The organism is Curtobacterium ammoniigenes NBRC 101786 (assembly GCF_001571045.1).
GTDB lineage: Bacteria > Actinomycetota > Actinomycetes > Actinomycetales > Microbacteriaceae > Curtobacterium > Curtobacterium ammoniigenes.
In genome coordinates this window covers 119,883-146,853 of sequence record NZ_BCSV01000001.1, presented here as the reverse complement: position 1 = coordinate 146,853, position 26,971 = coordinate 119,883, and the positions used below count along the sequence as shown (strand labels likewise).

The 26,971-nt window shown below is 66.9% G+C and carries 28 protein-coding genes; 12 read left to right on the top strand and 16 right to left on the bottom strand.

Features of this window, described 5'->3' with window-relative positions:
• Window positions 1-2: 2 nt before the first annotated feature.
• Both CAM01S_RS00660 and CAM01S_RS00655 read right to left on the bottom strand, forming a co-directional pair.
• The gene (locus CAM01S_RS00660; protein ID WP_066514631.1) at window positions 3-1,454 is read right to left on the bottom strand and encodes an ArnT family glycosyltransferase; all 1,452 of its coding nucleotides are present in this window, start codon (window positions 1,452-1,454) and stop codon (window positions 3-5) included.
• Window positions 1,455-1,563: 109 nt separating this feature from the next.
• Window positions 1,564-2,226, bottom strand: a complete 663-nt coding sequence (locus CAM01S_RS00655) for an SDR family NAD(P)-dependent oxidoreductase (protein WP_066514625.1) — start codon at window positions 2,224-2,226, stop codon at window positions 1,564-1,566.
• 94 nt (window positions 2,227-2,320) lie between these two features.
• Between CAM01S_RS00655 and CAM01S_RS00650 the strand changes: the two genes are divergently transcribed.
• Entirely contained in the window at window positions 2,321-3,589 is a 1,269-nt protein-coding gene (locus CAM01S_RS00650) for an NRAMP family divalent metal transporter (protein ID WP_066514622.1), read from the top strand.
• Between the two features lie 70 nt (window positions 3,590-3,659).
• On the opposite strand, the gene CAM01S_RS00645 is transcribed toward CAM01S_RS00650, so the two are convergent.
• From CAM01S_RS00645 to CAM01S_RS00625, 5 genes are read right to left on the bottom strand one after another with little or no spacing between them, the layout of a single operon-like run.
• Complete coding sequence (locus CAM01S_RS00645; RefSeq protein WP_066514619.1) at window positions 3,660-4,523, bottom strand: sugar phosphate isomerase/epimerase family protein; 864 nt, start codon at window positions 4,521-4,523, stop codon at window positions 3,660-3,662.
• 28 nt (window positions 4,524-4,551) lie between these two features.
• Entirely contained in the window at window positions 4,552-5,745 is a 1,194-nt protein-coding gene (locus CAM01S_RS00640) for a Gfo/Idh/MocA family protein (protein ID WP_066514618.1), read from the bottom strand.
• The gene (locus tag CAM01S_RS00635; RefSeq protein ID WP_066514615.1) at window positions 5,745-6,641 is read right to left on the bottom strand and encodes a carbohydrate ABC transporter permease; all 897 of its coding nucleotides are present in this window, start codon (window positions 6,639-6,641) and stop codon (window positions 5,745-5,747) included. Before CAM01S_RS00635 ends, CAM01S_RS00640 begins: the two co-directional genes overlap by 1 nt.
• Window position 6,642: 1 nt before the next feature.
• Window positions 6,643-7,599, bottom strand: coding sequence for a carbohydrate ABC transporter permease (locus tag CAM01S_RS00630; protein WP_066514613.1), 957 nt, complete (start codon window positions 7,597-7,599; stop codon window positions 6,643-6,645).
• Entirely contained in the window at window positions 7,596-8,948 is a 1,353-nt protein-coding gene (locus tag CAM01S_RS00625) for an ABC transporter substrate-binding protein (protein WP_066514610.1), read from the bottom strand. The genes CAM01S_RS00630 and CAM01S_RS00625 overlap by 4 nt, the downstream gene beginning before the upstream one ends.
• A 153-nt stretch (window positions 8,949-9,101) precedes the next feature.
• On the opposite strand from CAM01S_RS00625, the gene CAM01S_RS00620 reads away from it, so the two are divergent.
• Window positions 9,102-10,226: a LacI family DNA-binding transcriptional regulator gene (locus CAM01S_RS00620; RefSeq protein WP_245631491.1), complete on the top strand. Its 1,125-nt coding sequence runs from the start codon at window positions 9,102-9,104 to the stop codon at window positions 10,224-10,226.
• A 197-nt stretch (window positions 10,227-10,423) separates the two neighbouring features.
• Window positions 10,424-11,836, top strand: a complete 1,413-nt coding sequence (locus tag CAM01S_RS00615) for an MFS transporter (RefSeq protein WP_157071327.1) — start codon at window positions 10,424-10,426, stop codon at window positions 11,834-11,836.
• Between the two features lie 42 nt (window positions 11,837-11,878).
• Here CAM01S_RS00615 and CAM01S_RS00610 read toward each other — a convergent pair whose 3' ends face one another.
• On the bottom strand, window positions 11,879-12,232 hold the full coding sequence (locus CAM01S_RS00610) for a GntR family transcriptional regulator (RefSeq protein WP_066514604.1): 354 nt from the start codon (window positions 12,230-12,232) through the stop codon (window positions 11,879-11,881).
• Window positions 12,229-13,107, bottom strand: a complete 879-nt coding sequence (locus tag CAM01S_RS00605) for a hypothetical protein (RefSeq protein ID WP_066514600.1) — start codon at window positions 13,105-13,107, stop codon at window positions 12,229-12,231. Before CAM01S_RS00605 ends, CAM01S_RS00610 begins: the two co-directional genes overlap by 4 nt.
• 310 nt (window positions 13,108-13,417) lie before the next feature.
• Between CAM01S_RS00605 and CAM01S_RS00600 the strand changes: the two genes are divergently transcribed.
• Window positions 13,418-13,819: an ACT domain-containing protein gene (locus tag CAM01S_RS00600; protein WP_066514593.1), complete on the top strand. Its 402-nt coding sequence runs from the start codon at window positions 13,418-13,420 to the stop codon at window positions 13,817-13,819.
• 118 nt (window positions 13,820-13,937) lie between these two features.
• On the opposite strand, the gene CAM01S_RS00595 is transcribed toward CAM01S_RS00600, so the two are convergent.
• Window positions 13,938-14,291 carry a YrhK family protein gene (locus tag CAM01S_RS00595; protein WP_083527591.1) on the bottom strand — a complete coding sequence of 118 codons (354 nt, stop codon included), beginning with the start codon at window positions 14,289-14,291 and terminating at the stop codon, window positions 13,938-13,940.
• A 115-nt stretch (window positions 14,292-14,406) separates the two neighbouring features.
• Here CAM01S_RS00595 and CAM01S_RS00590 point away from each other — a divergent pair, with 115 nt between their 5' ends.
• A complete protein-coding gene (locus CAM01S_RS00590) occupies window positions 14,407-15,900 on the top strand; it encodes a permease (protein ID WP_066514589.1) in 1,494 nt (497 codons plus the stop codon).
• Entirely contained in the window at window positions 15,897-16,268 is a 372-nt protein-coding gene (locus CAM01S_RS00585) for an ArsR/SmtB family transcription factor (RefSeq protein ID WP_066514585.1), read from the top strand. Before CAM01S_RS00590 ends, CAM01S_RS00585 begins: the two co-directional genes overlap by 4 nt.
• A 169-nt stretch (window positions 16,269-16,437) precedes the next feature.
• Here CAM01S_RS00585 and CAM01S_RS00580 read toward each other — a convergent pair whose 3' ends face one another.
• Window positions 16,438-17,862, bottom strand: coding sequence for an MATE family efflux transporter (locus tag CAM01S_RS00580; protein WP_066514582.1), 1,425 nt, complete (start codon window positions 17,860-17,862; stop codon window positions 16,438-16,440).
• 97 nt (window positions 17,863-17,959) lie between these two features.
• Complete coding sequence (locus CAM01S_RS00575) at window positions 17,960-18,397, bottom strand: MarR family winged helix-turn-helix transcriptional regulator (RefSeq protein WP_066514577.1); 438 nt, start codon at window positions 18,395-18,397, stop codon at window positions 17,960-17,962.
• 66 nt (window positions 18,398-18,463) lie between these two features.
• Between CAM01S_RS00575 and CAM01S_RS00570 the strand changes: the two genes are divergently transcribed.
• Window positions 18,464-18,712, top strand: coding sequence for a hypothetical protein (locus CAM01S_RS00570; RefSeq protein WP_066514575.1), 249 nt, complete (start codon window positions 18,464-18,466; stop codon window positions 18,710-18,712).
• Here the strand turns inward: CAM01S_RS00570 and CAM01S_RS00565 are convergent, their stop codons facing one another.
• On the bottom strand, window positions 18,713-19,438 hold the full coding sequence (locus CAM01S_RS00565; protein WP_306306274.1) for a GNAT family N-acetyltransferase: 726 nt from the start codon (window positions 19,436-19,438) through the stop codon (window positions 18,713-18,715).
• Between the two features lie 40 nt (window positions 19,439-19,478).
• Complete coding sequence (locus tag CAM01S_RS00560) at window positions 19,479-20,258, bottom strand: helix-turn-helix transcriptional regulator (protein ID WP_066514573.1); 780 nt, start codon at window positions 20,256-20,258, stop codon at window positions 19,479-19,481.
• Window positions 20,259-20,391: 133 nt separating this feature from the next.
• Between CAM01S_RS00560 and CAM01S_RS00555 the strand changes: the two genes are divergently transcribed.
• Window positions 20,392-20,904 carry a hypothetical protein gene (locus tag CAM01S_RS00555; protein ID WP_066514568.1) on the top strand — a complete coding sequence of 171 codons (513 nt, stop codon included), beginning with the start codon at window positions 20,392-20,394 and terminating at the stop codon, window positions 20,902-20,904.
• A 158-nt stretch (window positions 20,905-21,062) separates the two neighbouring features.
• A complete protein-coding gene (locus tag CAM01S_RS00550; RefSeq protein ID WP_066514565.1) occupies window positions 21,063-22,238 on the top strand; it encodes an epoxide hydrolase family protein in 1,176 nt (391 codons plus the stop codon).
• A 46-nt stretch (window positions 22,239-22,284) separates the two neighbouring features.
• Here CAM01S_RS00550 and CAM01S_RS00545 read toward each other — a convergent pair whose 3' ends face one another.
• Window positions 22,285-23,472 (bottom strand): MFS transporter, encoded by a 1,188-nt coding sequence (locus CAM01S_RS00545; protein ID WP_066514563.1) that lies wholly within the window; start codon window positions 23,470-23,472, stop codon window positions 22,285-22,287.
• 118 nt (window positions 23,473-23,590) lie between these two features.
• On the opposite strand from CAM01S_RS00545, the gene CAM01S_RS00540 reads away from it, so the two are divergent.
• Entirely contained in the window at window positions 23,591-24,595 is a 1,005-nt protein-coding gene (locus tag CAM01S_RS00540) for a GlxA family transcriptional regulator (protein WP_245631490.1), read from the top strand.
• Between the two features lie 38 nt (window positions 24,596-24,633).
• Here the strand turns inward: CAM01S_RS00540 and CAM01S_RS00535 are convergent, their stop codons facing one another.
• Window positions 24,634-25,239: a TetR/AcrR family transcriptional regulator gene (locus CAM01S_RS00535; RefSeq protein WP_245631489.1), complete on the bottom strand. Its 606-nt coding sequence runs from the start codon at window positions 25,237-25,239 to the stop codon at window positions 24,634-24,636.
• A 130-nt stretch (window positions 25,240-25,369) separates the two neighbouring features.
• On the opposite strand from CAM01S_RS00535, the gene CAM01S_RS00530 reads away from it, so the two are divergent.
• Both CAM01S_RS00530 and CAM01S_RS00525 read left to right on the top strand, forming a co-directional pair.
• Window positions 25,370-26,299, top strand: a complete 930-nt coding sequence (locus tag CAM01S_RS00530; protein ID WP_066514560.1) for an alpha/beta hydrolase family protein — start codon at window positions 25,370-25,372, stop codon at window positions 26,297-26,299.
• A 66-nt stretch (window positions 26,300-26,365) separates the two neighbouring features.
• Complete coding sequence (locus CAM01S_RS00525) at window positions 26,366-26,956, top strand: TetR/AcrR family transcriptional regulator (protein WP_217999697.1); 591 nt, start codon at window positions 26,366-26,368, stop codon at window positions 26,954-26,956.
• Window positions 26,957-26,971 lie beyond the last annotated feature (15 nt).

Sequence of the window (26,971 nt, the reverse complement as noted above, 5' to 3'; positions counted from 1 at the left end):
CGTCAGTGACTGCCGGCGACCTGCAGCCCGGACGGTGACGATGCGATCAGGCGGTCCGGGATCCAAACGGTGACGTCGTCGAGACGATATCGGTGGAACGCTGCCCGATCGACGCGGAGCACGGCTTGCTCGCGCGGCGTGAGCGGGAAGCGTGGGTCGGTGCCGTCGATGATGACCGAATAGGGGCCGGCCGAGTCACCCATCGTCGCGCGATTGCCGAGATACGGCGCGTAGACGGATGGACTCATCCCGGCGACCAGCGGGACCCCGCCGTGCGGCGCCTCCCGCTGGAGCAGCGCGGGAACGCGTGCGATCCCCGTCGGCCGAGCCCGCCAGACCGTCCCCGACACGCCCGCACTCGCGGCGACCGCGACCACGACAGCCGCCGCCACGATCGAGAGGCTCACCACTCGTGGGCGCACCGCGGCGAGCCGCGCGTACCCGACGCCGGCGATCACCGAGACGAGCCAGGTCCACGCGTCGTAGTAGTACGCGAGCGCGACGTCGGCGTACCCGAGGTAGAACGCGAACAGGAGCAGCAGCGCGACACCGAGCCAGACAACCAATCTGTCCGGCCGAATGACGATGGCCGCGCCAACTCCCACGGCGAGGACGAGGATCACGGGCAGCCCCATCCCCTGCAGCATGAACCAGAGGTTCGCCCACCAGGGAGCATGCGTGTACGTCGTTCCAGCGACCGATGTGAGGTGCCCCAGCTGGTTGTGCCGCGACTGAAACGCGAACATGTACTTCACGGCATGCAGGCCGAGCGGCGCGTAGACGAGGATCGCGGTCACGAGGAACGTCGCGGTCCACACCGCGCCGCCGCGCACGAGCGCTCTCCACTTGCGGAACATGATCGGGAGCAGGAGGAAAGCGGGCAGCAGCACGAGCGTCGACACTTTCGACGTCACCGAGGCCGCCATCAGCACACCGGAGGCGGCCGCCCAGTACCAGCGCTCCGTTCGGATCCAGCGCCAGCCGGTCGCGAACGCGCCGATGGCAAAGACCACCATCACTGGATCGACGGTCGCCGAGCGGTCGATGCGGAGGCCGTCACTGTCCGGCACGCCACGCGGCAGGAGCATCCACAGACCGGCCGCGAGCAGCGCACCCCACCAACCGACTTCGCGACGAAGCCACCAGAAGATGGCCGCTCCACCGAGCACGATGAGCGCGGCGACGACAGCTCGAGGGCCAACCACCCCCTGCCCGGCAACGAGCTGTGCGAGGCCGAACAGATACTTCGCAGTCGGCGGGTGTTCCTGGTTCAGCGCGAATTGGCCGTGGACGTACTGCCAGCCTGCCTGCACGTAGGTCTGCTCGTCACCGTCGATGTCCCGGGCGGCGAGATTCCAGAAGGCTTGATAGATGCCCCAGAGGAAGACGACCACGAGCGCGGCGTATCGCGCTACTATGCCGGGCGCCATGTTGAGGTTGCTTCGACGGCGCACGGCCCCAGCCTAATGCGAGCGAATTGATACCCCGCTCGTCAGGTGGGCCGGACCGGCCCGCTTCGGTCCGAGCCCTCCCGGCGCGGTGCTCCCGGCTGGGAGCTCCGACTCAGTCGAGCGGTTCCGCGTAGACGCGGAACTCCCCGCGTTCCGCGTGCATCGCCCAAAGCCGCTCGGCGATTGCCGTGCCCGAGTGCGACTCCTGCCCATCGTCGATACCGAACGGAATGATGAGCTGCCCGACGTGGATGTTCTCGTCGGCCAGGGCATCGTGGAGCAGCGACGCGTACGCGGACTCTCCGGCGAAGGCGACAGAGGTGCCCGTGACGCGTGCACCCGGTCGCACGGCGCTCGCGCCGTTGACGAACAGGATCGTGCCGCGCCGGAGCGAGCGCATGCTCGGGATGACCTGCCGCGCTGCGGTGACGGCTCCGTAGACGGAGAACTCGATCGGTCCGACAAGGTCGGCCGCGACGGTCTCGAGGACCGGCCGCATGTACTCCTTGGCGGGGAGCGGGCTGTACTGCAGCACCTCGATCAGCCCGAGCTGCTCCGTTGCCGTCTCGAGCGCGCCCGTCAGCGACGCTGCGTCGCGCACGTTCGCCGCGAATCCCTGCGCCTCCACGCCATCCGCGCGGAGTTCGGCTGCAAGCGCATCGAGGCGGGCCTGGTTCCGCGAGATGAGTGCGACGGCAAACCCCTCGCGCCCGAATCGGCGAGCGGTTGCAAGACCGACGCCGCTGCCGGCTCCGATGATGGCGATGGTCGACATTGGGGTCCTCTCCTCGGTGGCGTTCCGTCACCCGACGCTAGTCCTGTGGCAATTCCCGTGGTCACATAGGTAAGGCTTGCCTTACCTTAGAAACGTGTTGCTGAACGAGCGCGGGACGACCGCACCGCCCACACCGACCCGCCGATCGCTGCTCGCCGTATGGGGTCCCGGCCTGATCGTCATGCTCGCGGACACGGACGCCGGCTGCCTCATCACCGCAGCCCAGTCCGGCGCGCAGTGGGGATACGCGATGGTGCTCCCACAGCTCGTGCTCATTCCGATCCTCTTCATGGTCCAGGAGATCACCGTCCGGCTGGGCGTCGTCACCCGCAAGGGCCACGGACAGCTGATCCGAGAGCACTTCGGTGGTCGGTGGGCGTGGGTGTCGGCTGGTACGCTCGTGGTCTCAGCGGTGGGGGCGCTCCTCACCGAGTTTGCGGGTATCGCGGGCGTCGGCGAGCTGTTCGGCGTCTCGCGATGGATCACAGTGCCGATCGTCACGCTCGTGCTCGTTGTCGTCGCTTTGCTCGGAAGCTACCGGCGCGTCGAGCGCATCGGGATCATCGTCGGCCTCGGCCAGCTCGCGTTCATCCCTGCGATGATCGCCGCCCATCCACGGTGGAGCGACCTCAGCGCGCATTTCGCCGCGCTCCCGCTCGCGAACCACGGGTACCTGTACTTGCTCGCTGCGAACGTGGGCGCGGTGATCATGCCGTGGATGATCTTCTACCAGCAGACCGCGGTCATCGACAAAGGCATCACCATTCGCGACCTCGGGCGCGAGCGCCGCGACACCGCCTTCGGCTCACTCCTCACCCAGGGCGTGATGATCGTCGTCATCATCACCCTCGCGGCAACGATCTGGCGCACCGGCCACGGCGGGAGCACGGGACTCGGCACCGTCGGCCAGATCGCGACAGCCCTCGCACCGTTCCTGGGGAACGCATCCGCACGCGTGCTCATCGGCGTCGCCATCCTGGGAGGCGCGTTCGTCGCTGCGATCGTCGTCTCACTCGCCGGTTCGTGGGGCATCGCCGATGTGCTCGGCTGGAAGCACTCGCTGAACGGTGGGATCACGCGGTCGAACCGCCCGTTCTTCCTTGTCTACGCGCTGACGCACGTCGTCGGGGCGGTGATCGTCCTGGCGAGCGCCGACCTTGTCCAGCTCGCCGTCGACGTCGAAGTCATGAACGCGCTGCTGCTGCCGATCGTGCTCGGGCTGCTCCTGCTGCTCGAGCGTCGCGCGCTCCCGCCCGCGATGCGCATGCGCGGCATCTACCGGTGGAGTGTCACGGGCCTGTCGATCATCGTGATCGGATTCAGCCTGTACACCGTGCCGACGGCGCTTGGTCTGGTGCACTGAGGCCACAGCGTCGGGCCTTCGGCCTGGGCGCTCGCCCGACCGCAGGCCCGACGCCGACCGGCTCGCGCTCCTAGGCGGCCTGCTCGAGCGCGCGGGTGTGCGCTGCCCGCACGATCGCCAGGTTGTGCGCGGTCCGCTCCGCCAACGGCTCCGCGGTCGAGAAGTCCTCGAGCGTGACCCACCGGTCGTAGCCCACGCGTGCCAGCGCGGCGAAGTAGGCGTCGAGGTCGACCTGCCCCTCGAGGAGCGGCTCCCACTTCGCATCCCACACAGCGGATCCGTCGGGACGGCGCGCACCAGTCGGGCGCCAAGCGACGTTCTTCACGTGCACGTGTGCGAGGTATTCGCCGAGCAGTTCGAAGGCGGCAACGTGATCCTCATGGCCCTCGATCGCCAGGTTCCCGGAGTCGTGGATGACGCCGACATGGTCCGGGTCGAGCCCGTCGACGAGTCGGAACGCCGCCGACGCCGAGGAGGTGATCGTCCGGTGGTGCAGCTCGACGAGCGCCTGCACCCCATGGTGCGCGGCCCGGTCGGCGACCCACTCCAGGTCGCGGCGCGCGGCCGAGAACAGCTCCCGGTATGGACCGGTCCCGAGTTGCAGCATCGTCACCCGGACCCGTTCGGCGCCGAGCGCCGCGGTCGCGGCGAGCATGCGCTCGACGTTGTCGTAGTCGTTCACGCGGGCGTACCCTCCGATGCCCGAGAACGCGAGCCCGGCGTCGCGGGTGACGGCCGCGATCTCGGGGATCCGATCCTCCAGACCGGTCAACGGCCAGGTGGCCCGGTTGCCTGCCCAGAAGCCCGGCTCGTCGGCAGGCTGCTGGTCGGTGATCCGCCACTCGATACCGTCCCAGCCCTGGGCGGCAAGCGTCGTCGCTGCCTCCTCGGGGGTCCAGTCCGGAGTGGACGCAGTGAATACGGAGAACTTCACGGAATTGCCTCGCTTCGTGGTCTGCCGGTCAATACTTCCCCGCGGTGGCGACGGCCTCCGCAGGCTCGGTGAATTCGGTGCGGGTCTGGACGTCGTCGTAGGCGCCGCTGAGGACGTCGTCGATCGCGACCTCGCGGCCCACGGTCGCGGAGACGTAGAGCGCGCGGACGACTGCCAACGACCGGAGCGCTGCGTCGACCGTCACGCCCGGCGCGCGCGCCGTCCGGATCGCGTCGATGATGTCGTCGTACTGACGGCGATGCGCCTGCACGAACGCGTCCGCCTCGCGCGGATTGCCGTACCGATGCGCCGGCTCCACCAACTCATCAGCATGGTTCTCCGCGGACCTCGTCGGATCCGCGTTGTCCCCACCACGCGCACCGACACCAGCGAAGTACGCCAACTGGTCATCCTCGATCACCGCGGACCCCTCCGACCCATGCACCTGCACGCGCACCGTCAGCCCGGGATACGCCGCCGTCGTGGCGTGCAGCACGGCAAGCGCCCCGCTCTCGAACCGCACCGTCGCGACCGCAACATCCTCGACCGCGATCCGCTCATGAGCAAGCCGAGCCGTGTGCGCATACACCGCGATCGGCCGACCCAGGAACCAGACCAGCAGATCCACGGTGTGCACACCCTGGTTCATCACCGACCCGCCGCCATCCAGCTCCCACGTTCCCCGCCACTGCCCCGAGTCGTAATACTCCTGCGAGCGCCACCACGCCACCGACGCGACCGCGCTGGTCAACCGGCCGAACGTGCCGTCCCGGAGCGCATTCGCGACCACGACCGACGCCGGGTCGAACCGATGCTGACTGATCACCGAGACCACAAGCCCCCGCCGCTCCGCATCCGCGGCGAGCTCCCGCATCCGGCGACCGACCGGCACCGACACATCCAGCGGCTTCTCGATGATCACGTTCGCCCCCGACGCGAGCGCCTGCTCCGCGAGAGCGACGTGCAATCCGCTCGGCGTGGCGATCACGACGATGTCGGGCGAGAGCTCCGCCAGCGCGTCCGCGAGGTCCGCGAAGCAGCGCGGACGCGGCATCCCGACCTCGTCCGCGAGGTCCGCGATGCGCGCCGCGGCAGCCTGGTCCGGATCGACCAGACCAACCACCCGCGCACCCTCGTGCGCAGCGATCGCGCGAACATGATTGTGGGCGATCACCCCGCACCCCACGATGACAGCAGACAACGGTTGTGGGTCGTTGGTCATTACTTGACACTTCCTGTAGTGAGGCCGCCGACCAGCCAGCGCTGGAGCAGCAGATAGAGAATCACGACCGGCGCGGCGCAGATGAGCGATGCCGCCATCAGCTGCCCGTACAGCGGCAGGGACCCGCCGGCCTGGGAGGCGCTGAAGATGTTCAGCGCGATCGAGACGGTCTCCGTGCTCGAATTCGTCATCACTGATGCGAACAGCACGTCGTTCCAGCCGAGCAGGAACGAGAAGATTCCCGCGACGACGATTCCGGGCCAGCTCAGCGGCAGCACGACCTGCCCGACGATCCGGACGTTCGACGCCCCGTCCATGCGGGCGGCTTCCTCGAGCTCCGGCGGGAGCCCGCGGAGGTAGGTCACCATCACCCAGGTCGCGAACGGCAGCGCGAACGTGAGGTAGGTGACGAAGAGCCCCCACCGCGTTCCGATGACCTGCAGCCCGATGTACGTCGAGAACGACGAGAACACCACGAACAGCGGGAGCAGCAGGAGCGTGCCGGGGATCGACTGCAGGATGAGCATCGAGCGGAGCACGGTGACCCGGCCGAGGAACGTGAACCGCACGAGCACGTACGCCGAGATCGTCGCGATCGCCGTGGCGACGAGCGCGGTCGATCCGGCGACCACGATGCTGTTCACCATGCCGCGTGCGAGGCCGACGGTGGTCCAGATCTTCGCGTAGTTGCTGAGCGTGAACGACGACGGGAAGTACTCGCCGCTTGCGACGCCGAGGTCGGAGTTCACCGACCCGAAGATGACGAACATCATGGGCACCGCGATCATGATGAGGATCACCACGATGATAACGGAGCGGAGCCACACGGGAACGAGCACGCCGATCCCGGCGGTGGCGCGGTGCCGCTCGGTGAGCGGGGCAGCTGGTGCTGTCATGTCAGCCCTCCTTGCCGACGTCGAGCCGAACCATGCGGAGATACACGATCAGCGGAATGGCGAGCAGCACGAGCGAGAGCACCGCTGTCGCCGCGCCGAGCCCGAACCGGAAGATCGTGAAGCTCTGGATGTAGGTCAGGAACGGCAGCGTCTGCACGTTGTTCGGCGCAGGTATGCCGAACAAGACGAACGGCAGCGTGAAGTTGTTGATGTGGTTCAGCACCGACACCACGCAGGCGAGCGCCAGCGGACCGCGGATGTTCGGGAACACGACGGACCACATCTGCCGACGCCAGCGGGCGCCGTCGATCGCGGCCGCCTCGAACACCTGGCTTTCGATCGTCTGGAGTCCGGCGAGCGTGAGCAAATAGATGAACGGCCAGGAGGCCCAGATCTCGACGATCACGAGCGTCCAGAACGCGTTGGGGCCGTTCAGCCACAGGCTCGACTTCACCCCGAATCCGGCCAGGAGGCCCGTCCACACCCCGCCGGGCTGCATGATCGTCCGCCAGATGGTCGCGACGACGAACGACGGGATCACGTAGGGCACGAGGAACAGCGATCGCACGACGGCGCGGCCGCGGAAGGCGTTGTGGGTGGCGACCGCGGCGGCGACGCCGAACGGCACGCTGCAGATCGTCGCGATCACCGAGAATCCGATGCTCACGCCGAGGGACGAGAAGAAGCCGGTCTGCGTGATCGCGACGACGTAGTTCTCGACGGCCACGAACGGGGCGGCAAGCCACTGTCGGATCGTGTACTGGCTGAGGTTCAGCAGCGACATCCAGATCGCGATGATCAGCGGGATCACGATCACGATCACGAGCAGGAAGCCGCCGGGAATCAGCATCCACAGTGGCCGGTCGCGCTTCGAGACGGGGCGCCGCTTTCCGGCGGGCCGCGAACCGTTCGCCCGGACGGCGGACGAACGGCTCGCGGCGGTCGATTCGGTCGTCATTGCGACTGGAGCGCCTGGTTCGCGGTGTTCTGCAGCGTGGTCAGCCACCCCTTCAGCTGGCTGTCGCTGACGGATCCGTTGTTGAGCGACGGGATCGCCTGGGTGACGACGTTGAGCATGCCGACCTCAGTTGCGCCCCACGCGCCGGAGAACGGCGTCGTCACGGACTTCGCGCCGGCCTCGAGCAGCGGTGCGAGCGACGCCTGGTTCTTCTCGAGCTTGTTCGACTCGGACGTCGTGACCGGCAGGTTGCCGAACTGCGAGTACAGCTCCTGCTGAACGCTGTCGCTCGTCAGGTACTTCACCAGCGCGAAGTCGAGCGCCTGGTTCTTCGAGTACTTGGCGACGACGAGGTTGTCACCGGAGATGATGCTCGCGGCGGCGTTCCCACCGCTCGGCAGGGAGGAGTATCCCGGCGGAACCGTGGGCATGACGGCGAACTTGTAGTCACCCTTGATCGGCGAGGCGTTCAGGGTGTTCTGGGCTGTTGCGGTCGTCCAGTTCAGCATCGCCGCCTTGCCCTGCGCGAACGCGGCGAGCGCCTGCACGCTGGTCCATCCGACGGATGCCGGGTCGACGACGTGGTCCTTGGTGAGGAGGCCGAAGTAGTCCTGGTAGGCCTTCATCGTCTTCGCGTCGTCGAGCGTGGCTTTCTTGCCCGAGATGAGCGGGTTGCCCATCTGCATGTCGTACATCCAGACGTACTTCCACGGGCTGAAGCTGTCTTTGTAGTCGACGGCCATGCCGTAGTTGCCGTTGCCGGTGAGCTTCTTCGCCTGGGCGATCAAGCCGTCCCATGTGGTGGCGGGCTTTGTGAGCCCTGCCTGCTGGAACAGCTTCGTGTTGTATGCCATGACGAACGGACGGGACTCGTACGGGATCCCGATCTGGTCCTTCGAGCTCGGGCCGGAGATACCGAGGGACGCCGGCACGAACTTGCTCTTCCCGCCGACCGCGTTCCAGTCGGCGGTCGTCATGCTGACGAAGTCGCCGGTGGAGTACGCGGTCGGCGTGAAGGTCGTTCCGATGTCGTAGACGTCCGGGCCCTGGCCCGAGACTGCCGACGTCTGGATCTTCGTCTGCTCGTCGTTCGCGGAGGCTCCCATGTCCCAGACGAGCGTCGCGCCGGTCTGCTTCTTGAAGGCAGCGGCGACGGAAGCGTCGAATTGCTTCTGCTGCTGCGGGTACTGCGTGTTGGCGAGGGTGAAGATCGTGATCGTCTTCCCCTTGCCGTCGACAGCCCCGCCGGTCGAACTGGAAGCCGGGCTGTTGCCCGAACTGCAGGCCGTCAGCGCCAGGCCCGCGAGCGCCAAGCCCGCGAGTGCTGCGACCGCACGTTTTCCGCGCATGATGGGTCCTCTCCGTTGAGTACTCGATTGGTTCTCGAACGGTAGGGAGCCTTTTGCGAACACGGCAAGCTGTTGCATTCTGTTGCCACCGAGCGTGACCGGAGCGTTATTTCCCCGACGAAATTCGCGACAACGTTTGGCAACAGTTTTGTCTTGCTGCGCCGTGCTCACTACCGTCGGGGCTCTGGCGCGATGGTGCGCCGGACCGAGGCGCAGGGTCGCGTTGAAGGAGGCGGGACGACGACGAGCATCGAAGGTCCGCCGAAACGGGTGTCCATCCGAGACGTTGCACGGGCAGCGGGCGTTGCGCCGTCGACGGTCTCGCGGGCGTTCTCGTTTCCGCGGCGAGTGAACCAGACGACGCGGCTTCATATCGAGAGGACCGCCGCCGAGCTCGGATACCAGCGAGTGCATGTGGAGCCGCAAGCGCACCGCAAGCACGCGGTCGCGGTGCTCGTGTCGGACGTGACGAACCCGTTCTACTTCGGGATCATCCGAGGCACCCAGCACCAGTTGGCGGCCGCGGGGTGGATGCAGCTGCTCGTCGACACCGAGGAGTCGGCGAGCTCGGAGCTCCAGGCATTGAACGCGATCGCCGACCGAGCCGACGGGGCAGTGATCTCCGCGTCACGCCTCTCCGATCAGCGGTTGGCGGAGATCGCGCACCGCCTCCCACTCGTCGTGGTCAACCGGAAGCCCGAGGGTGTCCCCTCGGTACTCATCGACACGCCTGGCGGCATGGAGCAGGCGATCCAACATCTCGTCTCGCTCGGGCACCGCGACATCCTCTACGTGGCGGGCCCGGACGGCTCATGGTCGGACAAGCGTCGCTTCGGGGCGCTTCACGCGGCATCGAAGGCGCTCGGCCTGACCCTGACGCGCATCGGTCCCAACGTGCCGACGGTCGACTCGGGTGCCGCTGCGGCGGACGCTGCACTGAACACGACGGCAACGGCCTGCATCGCGTTCAACGACCTCCTCGCGATCGGAATGCTCGAGCGGTTCCGCGAACGGGGCGTGCGCGTGCCCGAGGATATGAGCGTCGTCGGGTGCGACGACATCTTCGGCGCGGCGTTCTGTCATCCGTCGCTGACGACGCTCACCTCGCCGATCGAGCAGGCCGGCCGTGTTGCGATCCGCGCGCTCCTTCACCTCATCGAGACTGGTGTCTCCGCCACGCCGGCGGACGACCAGGAGGATTCGGCGCTCAGCCATTCGATCGTGCTCGCGACGCACCTCACCGTGCGGGAGTCGACGGGACCGAGGCCGCAGCGGTAAGGGGCCTCCCGGCTGCGTCTCAGCGTGATCCGGACACTGGAGTTCTGCCGCGATCACGCTGTCAGCTTCTACGCCTACATGCTGCGCGGGCGCGCCGGACCGGTGACGCGCCTCCCGTTCGAATCGAGCAGGAGGAGCGTTGCCGTTTTCGCGCAGATTCGCCGGGTCGCGCTCCGCAAGCTGCTTATATCGGGAGCGTGGCTTCCGACGCGCACGAGCCGGTGTTCGCGATCAGCGGCGCCCGCCGGATGCTCGCGCTCCTCGGGTTGCTGCTGTCGATGTTCATGACGAATCTCGACTCATCGATCGTGAACGTCGCGCTGCCGACGTTGACCCGCGCGTTGCACGCGAACGCCGCGGACACGGTCTGGGTGACGACGGCGTTCCTGCTCGCGCTGTCGTGCTCGCTGCCGATGGCGATCAGCGTCGCGCGGCGGGTCGGACGACGACAGCTGTTCCTCATCGGTATGCCGCTCTTCACGATCGCCTCGCTGTGTTGCTCCCTGGCTCCGACGCTCGACGTGCTCATCCTGAGCCGCGTCTTCCAAGGCGCCTCGTCGTCGCTGCTGTTCGCGGTCGTCATTCCGAGCTACCGGCGGCTGTTTCCTCCGCAGCGGCTCGGATTCGTGCTCGGGCTGAACGCGATGATCGTCGCGCTCGGCACGTGCGCGGGTCCGACGCTCGGCGGCCTGATCCTCGGTCAACTGGGATGGCCGTGGCTGTTCCTGATCAACGTGCCGATCGGCGTCGCATCCGCGCTTCTGGTCCTCGTCGGAATGCCACACACGCCGAATCCGGGAGTGCGCCTCGATGTGCCAGGAGCGATCGTGGCGGGCGCCGCCATCGCCAGTTTTCTGCTCGGTGTCCATCAGCTCTCCGCCGCGCGAACAGCTCCCCTCGGGGGCTGCCTCATACTCCTCACGGGGCTGCTCGGGTGGGCGTTCGTCGCGCGCGAGCGCCGTGCGGCAGAGCCGGTCCTGCCGCTCCGCATGTTCTCGACGCCGATGCTGCTCGCCCTGCAGGCGGCATTCTGGTCGTTCTTCGGGCAGGGGGTCGCGTTCGTCGCACTGCCCTTCCTGTTCCAGACCGCATACGGGGCGACACCGCTGCAGTCCGCGCTGCTGTTCACGCCCTGGCCGCTCGTCATCGTCGTGATCGCGCCGATCTCCGGACGACTCGCCGACGCGTGGTCGCCGACGGTGCTCGCAACCGGCGGTCTCGTGCTCTTCACGCTCGGTCTGCTCTGGCTCGCCCGCCTCGGTCAGCATCCCGCCGTCGTCGTCGTTCTCGCGGCGGCAGCGTTCACGGGCTTCGGCTTCGCTGTGTTCCAGTCCCCCAACAACCGGGAGATCATGGCGAGCGCGCCCGGCGACCTCTCCGGCCCAGCGGCGGGGACCCTCAACATCAACCGCACGCTCTCACAGTCGGCCGGTGCCGGGGCGGTCAGCATGGCGCTCGCGCTCACCGGCGCCTCCGCAAGCTCGACCGCCGCGCAAGCGCAGGCCGCGAACGGGGTGCTGCTCATCGCGGTCCTCGGCGGCACGGTCGCCGTCATCGCAAGCGTTGTGCGCCTGGCGCGGCAGCGCCAGCCCACGATGCGCCATCGCTGATGCCGCGTCCGCGAGTTCGTGATTCGGCTGACCGGCAGTAGGTCAGGACGAGAACGATGCATCGATCATCGTCAGCGCCTCGGTGCGATCGATTCCGAGCGCACGCATCCGATCGGCGAACGCGCGAGCCGCTGCGTGCGCCTCCTGGCGAACCGTATCGCCGTTGACTGCGACGACTGTGCCGGCGCGCCTCCCTGTCGTCACGAGACCCGCCAATTCGAGCGCTTTGTACGCACGTGCAACCGTGTTGGTCGCGAGACCAAGGTCAGCCGCCAGCCGCCGAACGGTCGGGAGGCGCGTGCCTGCAGCCAGCGCACCTCCGGTGATCTGCGCCGCCAGTTGGGCGCGAATCTGCTCGTACGGGGGAACCGGCTCGGCGAGATCGACGGTGATCACGATGCACCGTCGCGGGCGTCAGGAACAGACCAGGTCCGCGCGGCAGCGCGCTCAGAGAACGAGGCTGCAGCGACTGCCCCGATCCATGCCGCCGCGATGATCTCGATGCTCGCTTGAACGGCGGGCGCGGCAAGCACGAGCAGCAATGAATGCGGAGCGAGCGCGCTGACAGTCGTCGGCACGGCGATGAGGCATGCGAGCACGCCGAGTCCAAGCGCTCCTCCCGCCGCGTCCCTGTGTGCTTGAGCCCTCTGGCGGTCCTGGAACCGGAGGTGCTCCGCCGATCCGGCCGAGGTTGGTGTCCCTCGTAGGACGCGCGTTTCAATCTCGCTCAGGATGAGCATGACGAGCGCCGGAACCGTGATGAACGCGGCCACTGCAGGGTAGACGGCCGTCGAAGCACGGTCGCTCGCATGCGCCACGATCGCAAACTGCACGGCCACCGCGACCGAGGCGACTGCAACGGCCGCTCGCGCCGACCACGTGAGACCTCCGTCCGGGCGTGCCGGGGCGATGACATGCGCTACGCGGCGCGAACTGCGCACGCTCCGACGCAGACTCGCGCGCACGCCCGGCACGGACGACCCAGCGAGCGCGCCGACCGCGGCAGGCAGCAGCACGAGCCCCGGAACCGCCGACCCGCGGTCTGCCCCAGTGAGCATGACGAACGCGCCGCCGAACAGCGCCCCGATGACCACCCCGATGCCGAGGCCGTGGAGCCGCGAGCGGCGCCACGCCACCAGCGGGTCGGTTGCAGTGCGTCGAACGGGAGGCGCAGCGATCGCGAGCACGCCGCCGACAACCACGACGACGAACATCGTGACCCAGGTCGATGGTTCGATGATCCCGGCGACACCGTCGAGTGCAGTGACCATCGGTCCCCCGTTTGTGCGACCTTTTGTTCGTGTGGTTGCGACAAAGTCTGCGTCAATGTCACTCAATTCGCAACAGGTCGACGTTTCATTACCGCTGCCACGCGATCGCTGCGGATCGACGATCGCAAGCGGACGCGCGCTCACCTTCTGGACCAGCCGCCAGCAGTGCATGCGTGAGTCCGGCGCGAGAGAATGCGGGTATGCCCGCTCACGACCGCCATGGCCGCCGCCGCGCATCCACTGTCCAGCGGTCCAGGACACCGCGCCAGAGCTGGTCAAGAACGGGTTCCGGGATCTGATGCCCGCACCAATGACGGATCTCGCAGCGATGCTTGCGCACCTCGATGTCGAGGTGCGCAAGGACTCATACGTGTTCGCGGTGGTCGATGCGCGTTCGCCGATCGTCGAGCTGGCGGATGCGACGATTCGTGAGGCAGAGGGGCTGACCGTGGTCGTCACAGCGCGGAATGCGGACGAGCACGGGCTCGCCAACGCGCCACGGTTCGCATGGCTGACGCTGACCGTCACGTCCTCACTGGAGGCGGTCGGATTGACCGCCGCGTTCTCGACCGCCCTCGCGGCCGAGGGGATCAGTTGCAATGTGCTGGCCGGCTTCCATCACGACCACCTGCTCGTCCCGGAGTCCGAGCGGGGCCACGCAGTCCGCGTGCTCCGCGCCCTTCGCGGGTCTGGTCCGGAGGTTGGAGGGTGACGGCGGTCGCGCAGAGGCGCGTCCCGATGCCAGCGATCGGGCACGCCGGTCATCTCCGCGGGCCACGCCGGATGCATCAGGCGCCATTGGTGATGGCGCGGCATCGGGGTGCGGCTGCTCATCCGTGCTGATGCTCGATCGTCGCAAGCTTTTGGATCTTGTCGAGTTGCAGGTAGCGAAGTTGCCGGATCACGCGGAGCGTGGGCTTCAAGGCGAAGCAGACCGACCCGACGAGGAAGCACCAGAGCGCGGCGGTCTGCATCGATGACGAGAAGAAGAAGATACTGCCGACGATGAACAACGCGGCAGCGAGGAAGTCGACGACCGTGTAGATGATCTCGATCGTCGCGTAGACGCGCGCATGGTCATCGCTCTTCTGGCTTTGGGCAGGATCGAAGAACTTCGTCGGAATCACCGTCTTTCGGAGGCGTGGGTTGGCTCGCGTCGTCGAGTGGGCGCGTCGACGCACCATTCGTTTCAACACCTCCGTCGCTGTCCGCGCTATGAGGTCCCGGTGATCAGCCCAGGCGAGAGGAAGCCCAGCAACCGGTACATCCGTATGGACGTACGGGTGTACGTTCATCTGTATGGACGGTTTCCTGCTGATCGGCCGGGGACTCGGCGAAGCGTTCTCCATGTTTTGGTCGACCCTCTGGGCGCTCGTGCTCGGGTTTGCCCTGTCCGGAATGGTGCAGGCCTTCGTCTCACGAGATCGCATGCAGAGCGCACTGGGCGACCACCGCCCGGCAACGATCGCGAAGGCGTCCGTGTTCGGCGCGATCAGTTCCTCGTGCTCCTATGCTGCCTCGGCGCTGGCGAAGTCCTTGTTCGCACGGTCTGCCGACTTCACGAGCGCGATGGTCTTCATGGTCGCGAGCACCAATCTCGTCATCGAGCTCGGAATCGTGCTGTGGCTGCTCCTCGGATGGCAGTTCGCGCTTGCCGAGTTCGTCGGCGGCGTCATCATGGTCACGCTTCTGAGCGTTGCGCTTCCCCGTGTTGTCCCCGTCGCGCTGACAACTCCTGTTCGCGAGCGACTGCAGGGAGGCCCGTCTGCGGACGATTCCCCCGCCCCCGACCCGTCTCGGCGCGGCTCGCGCCCGTGGCGAACGCGATCAGGTTGGTCGGACGCTGCTGCGTACACGATCAGCGACCTGACCATGCTCCGAAAGGAACTCGTCATCGGGTTCCTCGTGGCAGGCCTCCTTGCGGTGGTGGTTCCCGCCGCTGTCTGGCAATCGGTGTTCTTCACCGGCCACGGGTTCTGGTCGTCAGTCGAAAACGTGCTCGTGGCTCCGCTGATCGCCGTGATCAGCTTTGTCTGCTCGGTCGGCAACGTGCCGCTGGCCGCCGCGCTCTGGCACGGGGGGATCAGCTTCGGCGGCGTGGTGGCATTTGTCTTCGCGGACCTCATCACCTTGCCGCTGCTCTTCATCTACCGCAAGTACTACGGCACCGCGATCACGATCCGGATCCTCGCCACCTTCTGGGCGTCGATGAGTATCGCCGGGCTTGTGGTCGAGTATCTCTTCGCGGCCGTTCGGATCGCTCCCCCAGCCCCGGCGTCGACAACCGCCCTTGCGGGGGTCGGCTGGGGTCCGACGACCTGGCTGAACATCGTCGCGCTTGCGGTGTTTGCCACGCTGTACTGGCTCCACCGGACGCGAAGCGTCGATACGAGCCGCTACGCTCGCGACCCGGTGTGCGGCATGCAGGTCGAGCGCGCATACGCTCCTGCGACCCGCCGCAATCAGACGAAAACCTCCTTCTTCTGCTCGGACCACTGCGCCGCACGCTTCGATAGCGACCCCGCTCGCTTCGGTGCAGCCGACCTGCCAGAGCCGAATCGCGCCTCCCTGCCGTCGACAACCGGCCAACCACCTCTCACAGAAGGAGCAGCCATGCCCGATGCCTCAGCAACCGCGATCGATCCGATCTGCGGCATGACGGTCGATATCGACACCGCGCCGTTCACTGCGGAGTACCACGGCCAGACCTATTACTTCTGCGCCGCGGGATGCCAGAAGGCATTCACGCTCAACCCAGAGGCGTTCGCGTCGGCCGAAGCGCCGCAGGCATGATCACGGATCACCGCCACCCGATCGACGCCGATCGCGTTGCCCACGCGCGCAGTCGGCTGCCAACCGCGGACGACGTCGCTCGGCTGACCAGCGTGCTTTCCATGCTGGCGGATCCGGTGCGCCTCCGTCTCGTGTACGCACTGGACGTCAGCGAAGAGATGTGCGTCGGCGACCTCGCGCTCGCCCTCGGCGTCTCCGAGGACGCCGTGTCCTACGGGCTGCGCCTGCTCCGTTCGTCGGGCCTGGTCACAACGCGGAAAGTCGGGCGAGTGGTGTTCAACCGGCTCGCCGCCGATTTTCCGGCGCCGCTGCGGGAGCACTGCCTCCGTCAGCTCGTGCGGCTCACGAATGACGGCGAAGGGAAATGACCCTTCGCCGTCTGGCTTGCGACGGACCGTGGATCGCCCTGGGCTTGTTCCTCGGGCTTGAGCGGGCTCGTGTCACTTGCCGCTGGAGACGGGGAAGACGCTGGACTTGCCGTAGTCGCGCTCGTGCAGCTGCTGCAGGGTGCGATGGTCAGATCTGGAGTGCCTGCTCTCAAGCAAGAGTTGCTTCCGCCGCCTGAGCGTGTTCCTCGGAGCCGGCGGCGAGGCCGCGGTGAATTCGGCTGCGGGATGCCAGCCAGATCACCAGCCCTGCCAGGAACACCATGATCTCGGTGATCGTCAGCGCCCAGATGATCCCGGCGAGCCCGAACCACAGGTTGCCGAGCAGCACGATCGGGATGAACAGGATGCCCTGCGCCATGGACATCGCGATCGCCGGGGTCGCGAGGCCGGCGGCCTGGAACAGCGACGTGAAGAGTCCGGTGAAGCCATTCACGATCGTCGCGACGAGCTGCGCGACGAGGATCGTCAGGCCGATCGCCAGCACCGAGTGGTCCGTCGAGAACACCGTGAAGATCTGCTCGCGGAAGACGAACACCGTGCCGGAGAAGAGCAGCACGATCGCGCCGACGGTGACGGCCGAAGCACGCATCGCCGAGTTCAGACGAGCGCGGTCGCCATTGCCGTACGCGTAGGCCAGCAGCGGCAGGACCCCGATCGTGACGCCCATCACCAGGAACTCGGGCACCTGGGCGATGCGGACCGCGACGCCCATCGCGGCGAGCGGGTCGTTGCCGTACTGCGCGGCGAGGTTGTTGAGCACGAGGGTCGTGACGATGAGGAACCCGGCCTGCAGCAGTTCGCTGACGCCGATGCCGAACACCGGCTTCAGGACGGCGGGCCGGAGCGTGAACCAGCGGAGGGACAGGGAGACGTTCTCGCTGTGTTTGCCGAGCCAGCGCACCCAGTAGGCGATGCTGACCAGGTTGGCCAGGCCGACCGCCAGCGCTGCACCGGCGACGCCCCAGTGCAGGACGAGGATGAACAGCACGTCGAAGACCAGGTTCCCGATCGTGGACAGGACCAGACCAACCATCGCCTGGCGCGCGGCCCCCTCGGCACGGACCATCTGCTCGAGACAGAACGCCGCCGCGAGCACGGGGACGAAGGCCAGCATCACGGCGACGTAGGCGCTCGTCGCGGGGACAGCGGCCGCATCCGCGCCGAGCACGCCGACGAATGGCCCGAGCAGCAACAGTCCGGCGCCGCCGAGCACGATGCCGGTGATGACCGAGCCCCACACGGCGAACGACGCGACGTGCTTGATCTCGCCGGCCTTCGCCGGGTCGTTCTCGGACGCACCGAGCAGCCGCGACATCAGCGAGCTGCCACCGACGCCGAATACGCCGCCGATCGCCATGATCAGCCCGAGCAACGGCGTGCCGAACGTGATCGCGGCGAGCAGTGACGTGTCATGCTGCGAGCCGATGAAGCCCGCGTTGATGACGTTGTAGAGGGCGCTGACGACCATGGCTGCGGCCATCGGCACGCAGAGATGCACGAGGGCCCTGGCGATCGGCGCGGCGGACAGGTACCAGCGGTTCGTCGCCGCTGCGGTGGTGGTCTCGGTGGTCATGATGGTCCCTTCCGGGCAGGGTCGATTGCGCGTCCGGCGGTGGCCGTCGCGTGGGCAGGCTGGCGCCTCCGGCTGACGGCCGGGAGGCGCGAGGCGGTTACCGGGTGGGTTCCGGCAGCTCGGCGGTCACCTTCCGTAGGAGGTCGCGGAGCATCGTGCGCTCGTCCGGCGAGAGCGGCGCGAGCAGGGTGTCGTCGAGGGCGGTCATCGCGTCCTCGAACCCGGCGATCAGGTCGATGCCGGTGGGCGTGGCGAACACGAGCTTGGTCCGGGCATTGTCAGCGTCGGATCGGCGCTCGACGAGGCCGCGCTTCTCGAGCCCCTGCAGCAGGCTCGAGACACTGGCGGCACTGGTCCGAGTCATCGCGGCGATGTCTCGCTGGATGGCGCCGGGGTTCTGCTGCAGGTAGCCGAGGACGAAGCTCTGCTCGTGCGTGAGCTCGCGCTCACGAACCCACTCGTCGGCAGCCTTGCGCTGGGCCCACCCGATCCAACGCATCAGCTGAAGCGGGGTGTCGAACTGCGGCGCTTGCATGATCAGAACTCTAACCATTCGAGGTCTAACTGCCAATGGTATTAGGAAAAGAGCATTGAGACCGCCGTGCCCGACACGACCGCAGCGCCGCTCGGGCTGTTGCTCTTCCTGCTCGCCACCGTCGTATCCGTCGCGTCGGCGATCGCCGCAGCGCTGCTCGCGGGACTCGTCCTCGCCCGCCAAAGCGGCCGCATCCCAGGACAGCAACCAACCATCCGGATCTCGCTCGCGCTTCCGCTCTGGCTCATCGCAGCCGCCGCCTTCAGCTTCCTCGGCGAACGCATCCTCAGCATCATCGCCGCGGTCAGCAATTGATCAGCCCCCCGACGTACGTCTCCTTCGCGGCAATCCACACGTCCGATCGTTCATCGACCGCGAAATCCCGATGCGTGAAGCCCAACCTTGAGCTCCCGCGAGCCGTGCCTCAAGGCGACGTCTCACTTCGGGCCACTCTCCCTTTGTGATACCGAAGTAGGCGGTATCACTCACGATGCCGTCGGCGGCGACTCGGTGGGATCGCAGGACTCCTTCCGGAATCGCGCCGAGTCGTCGGATCGCTGCCGCGCTCCGGGTGTTGCGCACATCACAGCGCAGCGCAACACGGTTCAGCTGCAGCTCCTCGAAGGCATACGTGAACAGCAACAACTTCGTTGCCGGGTTCGTCGGTCCGCCCCAGAGCTCGCGCGCGTACCAAGTCCACCCGACCTCGACACGTCTCTGCGCTGGAACGAAATCGTAGAACGCGGTCGAACCCAACACGGCTGAACTCCCGCTGTCCCGGACTGTGAACGCCATCAGTCCCGGCGTCTGCGTCAAATGGCACACGTGTGCAGCGAATGCGTCGACGCTCTCTGGCCAGGGCACCGGCATGCCCGCCCACATTTCCTGGTCCGTCAGCGGCCACAGCGCTCCCGCATCGCTCTCGCCCAGCGGGTCAACCCGAACACCAAAGCCGCTGAGCGAAACATCGTGCTGCACGTTCGAACCGTACCGGCAACGACAGCGCGATCGACCCCCGACTCCGATTCCGGACGCCTGCATCATTCGGCTTGACGCCCCGTCATGAACCCGCGACGGGAATTCAACCCGGAGAGTGCTGGCCGGCTTCACGCACTGGGTCTGCCGCACCGAGGACCAGCGCGACTGCGTGCGCGCGATCGCGCGCTGAGAGTTTCGCAAAGAGCGCGTTCACGTGCGATTTCACGGTGGGCACGGAAACGAAGAGGTTCCGGGCGATCTCGTCGTTCGACTGTCCGCGGGCGATCAGCGCCAGCACATCCGCTTCCCGCCGGGTCACGCTCGGGAAGCGTTCTCTCAGGCGGTCGGGCGTGAGCACCCGAGCGAGCCCCGCGCGGACCTGCTCGAGTTCGACGGCATGCTGCTCACGGAGGCGTTCCAGCGCCCGTCGGCGTACGACATTTGCTCGACGACGCGAGTACCCGGCAAGAACCGCGAGGACCAGAACAGCCGCCACGACGCCAAGTGCGAGCACCGACCCTCCGACAAGACCTCCAGCGGCGCTGGCCACGGCAGCGAGCGTCGGCCAGACCCACCGGGTCCACCTCGGGAGGGTCGCATCGCCGACGACGATGAACAGACTGCCCGCCATCGGCTGAGCCGCGACCGCCGCCGTTGGGATCGCAGCGAATGCCGAACCGAGAAGCACCACTCCAAGGAGCAGCACATCGACCCGACGCGGAATCCGCGTCGCGACGAACGCGCGAAGGCCCCAGCACACCGCGGACACACACGATGCACCGGCCACGAGGCCCGCGAACGGACCGGAACCACCGAATGCGAGCGTCGCGGCGACCGCAAGCACGGCGAGTCCAACCTGCAGTTGTACCCCCGGTCGACGCATGTGTCCATGATCGCAGCCATCGCGCCTCCAGCTCGTGGACACCCTTCAGGGGCCTCCACCCGTGGGTGGAAGTCCCTCGCATCCCACCCCTCGGACGAGGACCGACCGATTGTCGACGACGAACGTGGCCGATATGACATTCACTGACTGGTCAACAGATCTCGTGCTCCTCGCACTCGTCCTCCTCCAACTCCGCGCCCGGAAACTTGGCGTCGTGCACCTCCTTCTCCCGGTCGCGATCGTCGCACTCGCCGTCTGGTACTACTTCAGCGCATTACCGACATCAGCGACTGGAGTCGTGTTGTGCGCGTTCACCTCGACCATCGGCCTCACCCTTGGTGTCGTGGCCGCAGCATGCACACGCGTGTGGCATCGAGCGGGTACGACGTTCGCGCAAGCCGGTCCACTGGCAGCGCTGATCTGGATCATCGGCATGGGCGCCCGCCTCGCCTTCCAGATCTGGGCGCATACGAGCGGAGGCGCCCACAGCCTCACAACGTTCAGCATCCAACATCGACTCGACGCGGTTGCCTGGGTGGACGCACTGCTCTTCATGGCCGTCGGGCAAGTCCTCGCCCGCGCAGTCGTCCTCTTCATCCGCGGGCTGGCGACGGGCCGCCGCGTGCTCCCGACCGCGATTGGCTGACGCGCCGAACGTCTCAGCGGGGGCGCCGCTGGCGCACCATCGACATTGCGGATGAACCGAGTCAATGTTGTCCCGTTGCACATCACTGTGCAATGCAGTTACGCTGCACACTAATGTGCAGCAAATTGCTTCGCCACGCATCGGCTCAGGAGGCCTCCATGACCCGACCTTTCGCCCCGGAAAGCGACCTCGTGTCGCCCTTTCGGGCCTCCGTGCAGGACAGCGAGATCGAGGACCTTCGCCGGAGGCTGGCGCAGACGCGTTGGCCTTCGCCGGAGACTGTGGCCGACTGGTCACAGGGAGTTCGGCTCGAGAACGCGAAATCGCTCATTGAGCACTGGCGCCACCGGTACGACTGGCGCCGGCTCGAGGCTGAACTGAATGGATTCCCGCAGTTCCGCACGCAGATCGACGGTGTGGACATCCATTTCATCCACGCGCGTTCCAACAATCCGAACGCGATGCCCCTCATCCTCACGCACGGATGGCCGAGCTCCATCATCGACTTCCTCGATCTGATCGGTCCGCTCATCGACCCGGCATCCTTCGGCGGCCACGCGGCCGACGCGTTCGACGTCGTCATCCCATCCCTCCCCGGCTTCGGCTTTTCGGGCAAGCCGACCGACACCGGCTGGGACGCGACGCGCATCGCCTCCGCGTGGGTCGAACTCATGCAGCGCCTCGGATACGAACGCTGGGTCGCGCACGGCGGCGACTGGGGCGCTGTCATCACCACCATGCTCGGCGCGATGCGGCCTGCCGGCCTCCTCGGCATCCACTTGAGCACGCCGTACGCGTTCCCCGCCGAGATCCCCTCCGCCCTCTCCCCCGAGGAGCAGCGCGCAGTGGACGGCCTCGCCCGCTATGGCGGCACACTCGGAGGCTCGAATCACCTCCAAGGGACGAAACCTGAGACAGTGGGATTCGCCCTGGCAGATTCCCCCGCCGGGCAAGCCGCATGGATCTATGAGAAGTTCCAATCCAAGACCGACAACCACGGACTCGCCGAAGACGCAGTCAGCGTCGACCGCATGTTGGACACGATCTCGCTGTACTGGTTCACGAACACCGCTGCGTCGTCCGCGCGGATCTACTGGGAGAACCGTTCGGCGACGATGGCCGGCCCGAAGCTGACGCTGCCGGTCGCGGTGACCGTCTTTCCCCGCGATATCCCCCGCCTGCCACAGTCCTGGGTCGAGAACACGTATCGCGACCTCATCCACTACAACGAGCCCGACGCAGGCGGACACTTCGCCGCCCTCGAGCAGCCGGAGATTCTCGTCAGCGAGCTCCGCACCGGGCTTCGAAGCCTCCGAAGTCAGGGCCAGGTGTGAATGCGCAGCCTGTCGGCCGCCGCCCGAGACGTGCGCGCAGGCCAACTCAGTCGAAGTCTCTCGCACGCCCGCGGGGGTGAGGAGATCGTGCCTGCAGCGTCCGGCTCAGCGGCAGAGCTATTGCAACGACGATGATCGTGGCGGCGGCGTATAGCGATGCCGACGCGGCCAGGCCGATCAGGTCACCGACGAATCCTGCCGCAATCACGGATCCGCCATACGCGACGTACCCGACAAGGTAGAAGATCGCGAAGAAGCTGGCGCGCTCGTCGTCCCGGATGCCCGGCAGGAGGTAGCGCAGGACGCCGGAAAAGACTGCGCCGAACCCGACGCCCGTTATAACGGCACCCACAATCACGAGCGTGGGAATGCCGCTGATGAACGCCGTACCTTCGGTTGAAACGCCGATCAGGGTCGCCACGAGTCCGAGGGGCAGAGCGTGCCGCGCAGCAATGCGGGGAGCAATGAGAATCATGAAGATCGTTGCTGTCAGGGGCTGCGCAGCGACGATCCAAGATCCGGTGACGCTATCGGTGATGTGAAGGCGTGCGCTGACGAGTGACGACCCGAGACCCAAGATAAGTCCGGCTGACATCCAAATCCCTGCCACACCTGGCATGAGTCGTGCGAGCGCTCCTCCGACGCTGACATGGATCCCGAGCGGTCCGCTCTGCCTGACACGCACTTCATCCCGCCCCCGCGCCGTCTCGGGAGCAGCCAGAAGGAGAGCCGCGGCGACGACGACAACCACCAACGACGACCCGAAGACGACTACCGAAGGCCGTGCGGCGAAGCGCACTGCCACACCGGCGAGGACGATCCCAATCCCAAGACCGCCTGCCGTCGTGATGCTCACCAGCACCTCGGCCACGCGCCGAAGCCGCGCGGGAGCGAGCTCGACAACGGAGGCGCTGAACACCGTTGTGGCGGCCCCCGTCGCTGCACCTTGGACACCCCGGGCAACGATGAGTGAACCGACCCCGTGCGCCGTCAAGAACAGGACCATCGCTCCAGCGGTAAGCGCCAACGATCCAATCGCGACAGGTCGCCGGCCGAGGCGATCCGACGCGGACCCGAAAACAAGGAGCGCACCGACGAGAACGAGCGCGTAGATCGCAAACGCGACAGTGAGAGCGCTATCGCGGAAGTGCCAGAACGACTGATACCGCGCGAGCAGCACGCTGGGCGCACCAGCTGCCGCCATCGTCGTCAGGAAGCCGGCAGCGGAAGCCACGAAGGCGAGGGTCCGAGAAGCAAGAGGTGTCTCTGGTACTGAAAGCACGCCCCTACCGTCACGCGGTTCCGCTTCGGACGACAGTGGCGGAAACGGCAACATGTGCAACTATTTCGCCATGATGCGGAACCGAGAGGCCCATTCGGTCGTTGTCCTTGTTCTCGAGGGCGCCCTGCCCCTCGATGTGGGCATCCCATTGCAGGTGTTCGCCGAGCGCGCCGACATGCCGTACCGGCTGACCGTTTGTGGCGAGTCCGTCGGCGTGGTGCGGGTGGGGTCGGGGATCGGCATTGCTGTGACGGCAGGACTAGACGCTCTCCGGACCGCAGACACCGTGATCATTCCGGGCTATGCGCCGCCTACCCGGCCACTGTCGGACGCCGTGCGCGCGGCGCTAGCCCAAGCGCACCGACGGGGCAGCCGAATGGTGTCCATCTGTTACGGGGCGTTTGCACTTGCCGACGCTGGCCTCCTGGACGGGCTGCGTGCAACGACGCATTGGGACGCGGCTGGGGAACTGGCGCGTCGATATCCCAACATCCAGGTCGATCCGAACGTCCTGTTCGTCGACCAAGGCTCGGTGCTCTCTTCCGCAGGCGTCGCTGCAGGGCTTGACCTCTGCCTCTACATCGTGCGGAAGGACCTTGGAGCGAAAGCGGCGAACGAGGTCGCACGGCGTCTGGTCACGGCCCCACGCCGCCCTGGCAGCCAAGCGCAATACGCGCCCCCAGCTCAGGCCATCCCGTCCGCCTCCACCGAGCCCATTCTCGACGACACTCGAGCCTGGGCGCACCGCCACCTCGACGAGCAGGTGACGGTCGCCCAGATGGCGGCCCGCGCCTCTCTGTCGAAGCGGACCTTCGAACGACGATTCGTCCAGGAGACCGGCACAACGCCGCACCGCTGGCTTCTTCAGGCCAGGCTCAGCGCCGCCAGGACGCTGCTCGAGGACACTCAGCTACCGATCGACCAGATCGCGGAGCGAGCCGGTTTGGGATCAGCAGCCAATCTCCGCCTGCACTTTCGTCGAGTACTCGGAACAACTCCGAGCGACTACCGAATGACGTTCGCCGCCGCGCTTCGTCCGCCATCAGAATCAAGCCGGCGCGTCAAGCTCGAATGATCAACGCGGACCCGGCCGGAGCGCGCTCCGGCATCGCCTCAGTCTTCCCGCGGCCGCAGCGCGAAGAGCGGCTGCCTCAGCCCGCCGACCACCAGCGACACGATGCGCCGAACGTCATAGTCCGGGTCCGGACCCGCCCAGGCAACGAGGTCTCCCACCGCTCGAATGAGCTCATACGCGCTGATGTCTGCGACGACCTCACCCGATCGGCGCGCCGCGTCGAGGAGCTCCGCCAGGACGGGCACGAGCCGCTCAATGAAGACGCGATGCAGCGCGGACAGTCCTGCAACGTCGCCTTGCCACACATTCGCCAGACCGTGTTTCGTTGCCAGAAATCGCACAAAGAGCTGCACCCATTCGTGCACCGCCTGGAGCGGACTCGGCGATGAAACAAGGAGCGCCGGGCCAGCCTCCGCACACGCCTCGATCTGCTGCCGATAGACGGCGACCATGAGGTCCGCGCGATTCGGGAAATGTCGATAGAGCGTTCCCATGCCGACGCCGGCAGCGACCGCGACCTCGCGGACGGTTGCGTCGACGCCTCGCTCCGCGAACAGCCGCGAAGCCGCTTCGACGATCGCCCGCTCGCTCCGCATCGCGTCGCGACGCTTCGAGGTCTCTCGGGTCTCATCAGCCCCAGTCACGGCACCAGTCTCGCAGAACGGTCCTTACCTTCGGAGCATCGCTCCCCCAACGCTTGCTATGTGGAGCAGCGCTCCGTATAGTTCTGGAGCGGCGCTCCGCTTTGTAGCCCGCTTCGGAAGGAATCAGTGAATGTCGCAAATCATCGCCGTCAAGCCGGTCACGCTCGCAACGCCCCCTCGCGGCACCGACCTCCAAACCCGCGTCTCCGCTCCCACTGCTGGAACGAACCTTCCGGTGATCATCTTCGCCCACGGCTTCGGTCTGGCGTTGGACGCGTACGACCCACTCGTTGATCACTGGGCTGCAAGTGGATTCGTTGTCGTTCAACCGACGTTTCTCGACTCGGCCAGCCTTGGCCTCGGCCCGGCCGATCCGCGATACCGCACGATTTGGCGCCAACGCGTTGACGACCTTGAAACGGTCATTGACAATCTCCCCGAACTCCTCGAGGCGGTCCCGGGCCTCGCGCAACGCACGGACGTCGGACGTCTCGCCGTGGCGGGGCATTCGTGGGGCGGCCAGTCCGTCGGGATGCTCCTCGGCGCTCGGGTGATCGACGAGGACGGGAAGCCCGGTCCTTCCCGCTTTGACGGACGCGTCACGGCTGGCGTCCTTCTCGCCACGACCGGTACCGGCGGAGATGACCTGTCGCCGTTCGCCCAGGAGAACTTCCCGTTCATGAGTCCAGACTTCTCAGACCTGCGAACGCCGTCGCTGGTCGTGTGGGGCGACCACGATCAGTCCCCTCTCTCCACCCGCGGTCCGGACTGGTTCACCGATGTCTTCCGCCTCAGCCCGGGTGCACGCGCTCTGGTGACCGTACACGGCGGCGAGCACTCACTCGGCGGGATCCATCGCTACGGCGCGGCCGATACCACGGACGAGAGCCCAGCACGAGTCGATCTCGTCCGAACCGCCTCGACAGCGTTCCTCCGGAAGGAACTCGGCATTGATACCGAGGCGTGGGGCTCCCTCCTGAACGACCCGACCGCGATCGACCCGACCGTTGGCCGCGTCGATGAGAAGCCGGTCGAGGATGGGAGCCCGGCGATCTCCTGAGGCCCTCGTGCAGCATCACAGGGCAGCGCACGGCGCCGCTGCACGCAGGTATGCAACGATGTTTCCGTGGCAGTGATCGGCTCCCGAGCCCAGGCGATGGAGGCCACGCGCCTGCGCATCCTGGACGCCGCTCGCGAGCTGCTCGGCCACGCCCCGGATGCGAGCATGAGCGACGTCGCCGCTGCAGCGGGTGTCGTGCGCCGTACGCTCTACGGATATTTCCCGGCGCGGAGCGATCTCGTACGGGCGCTTGCAACACAGGCGGCGGCAGAGATGACGACCTTATTGCAGCGCTCACGTGGGTCAAGTTCCCCCGCGGATGAGGTCTGGGCGCAATTCGTCACCGAACTCTGGCCACTCGCCCATCGCTATCGTGTGCTGCTCGCGCTCCGACGCGGGAACCACGGTGCCGAGATCCACACCGTGCTGCACTCCGTCGATGAAGCGATCGCGGGCGTAATCAGCCATGGGCAGGAAGACGGCGTCTTTGGAATGCATCTTCCCCCTGACGTGCTCGCTCGCCTCAGCTCCGCGACCGTCTTCGCGCTCGCAGACGAACGGCGTGACACATGGGAGCCCGACGCGTCAGGAGCCGTCACGACGAGCCTGCTGATGCTCGGAGTTCCAGCGCATCGCGTATCCGAACTCGTCGCCTGATCGGAGCAGTCGGGC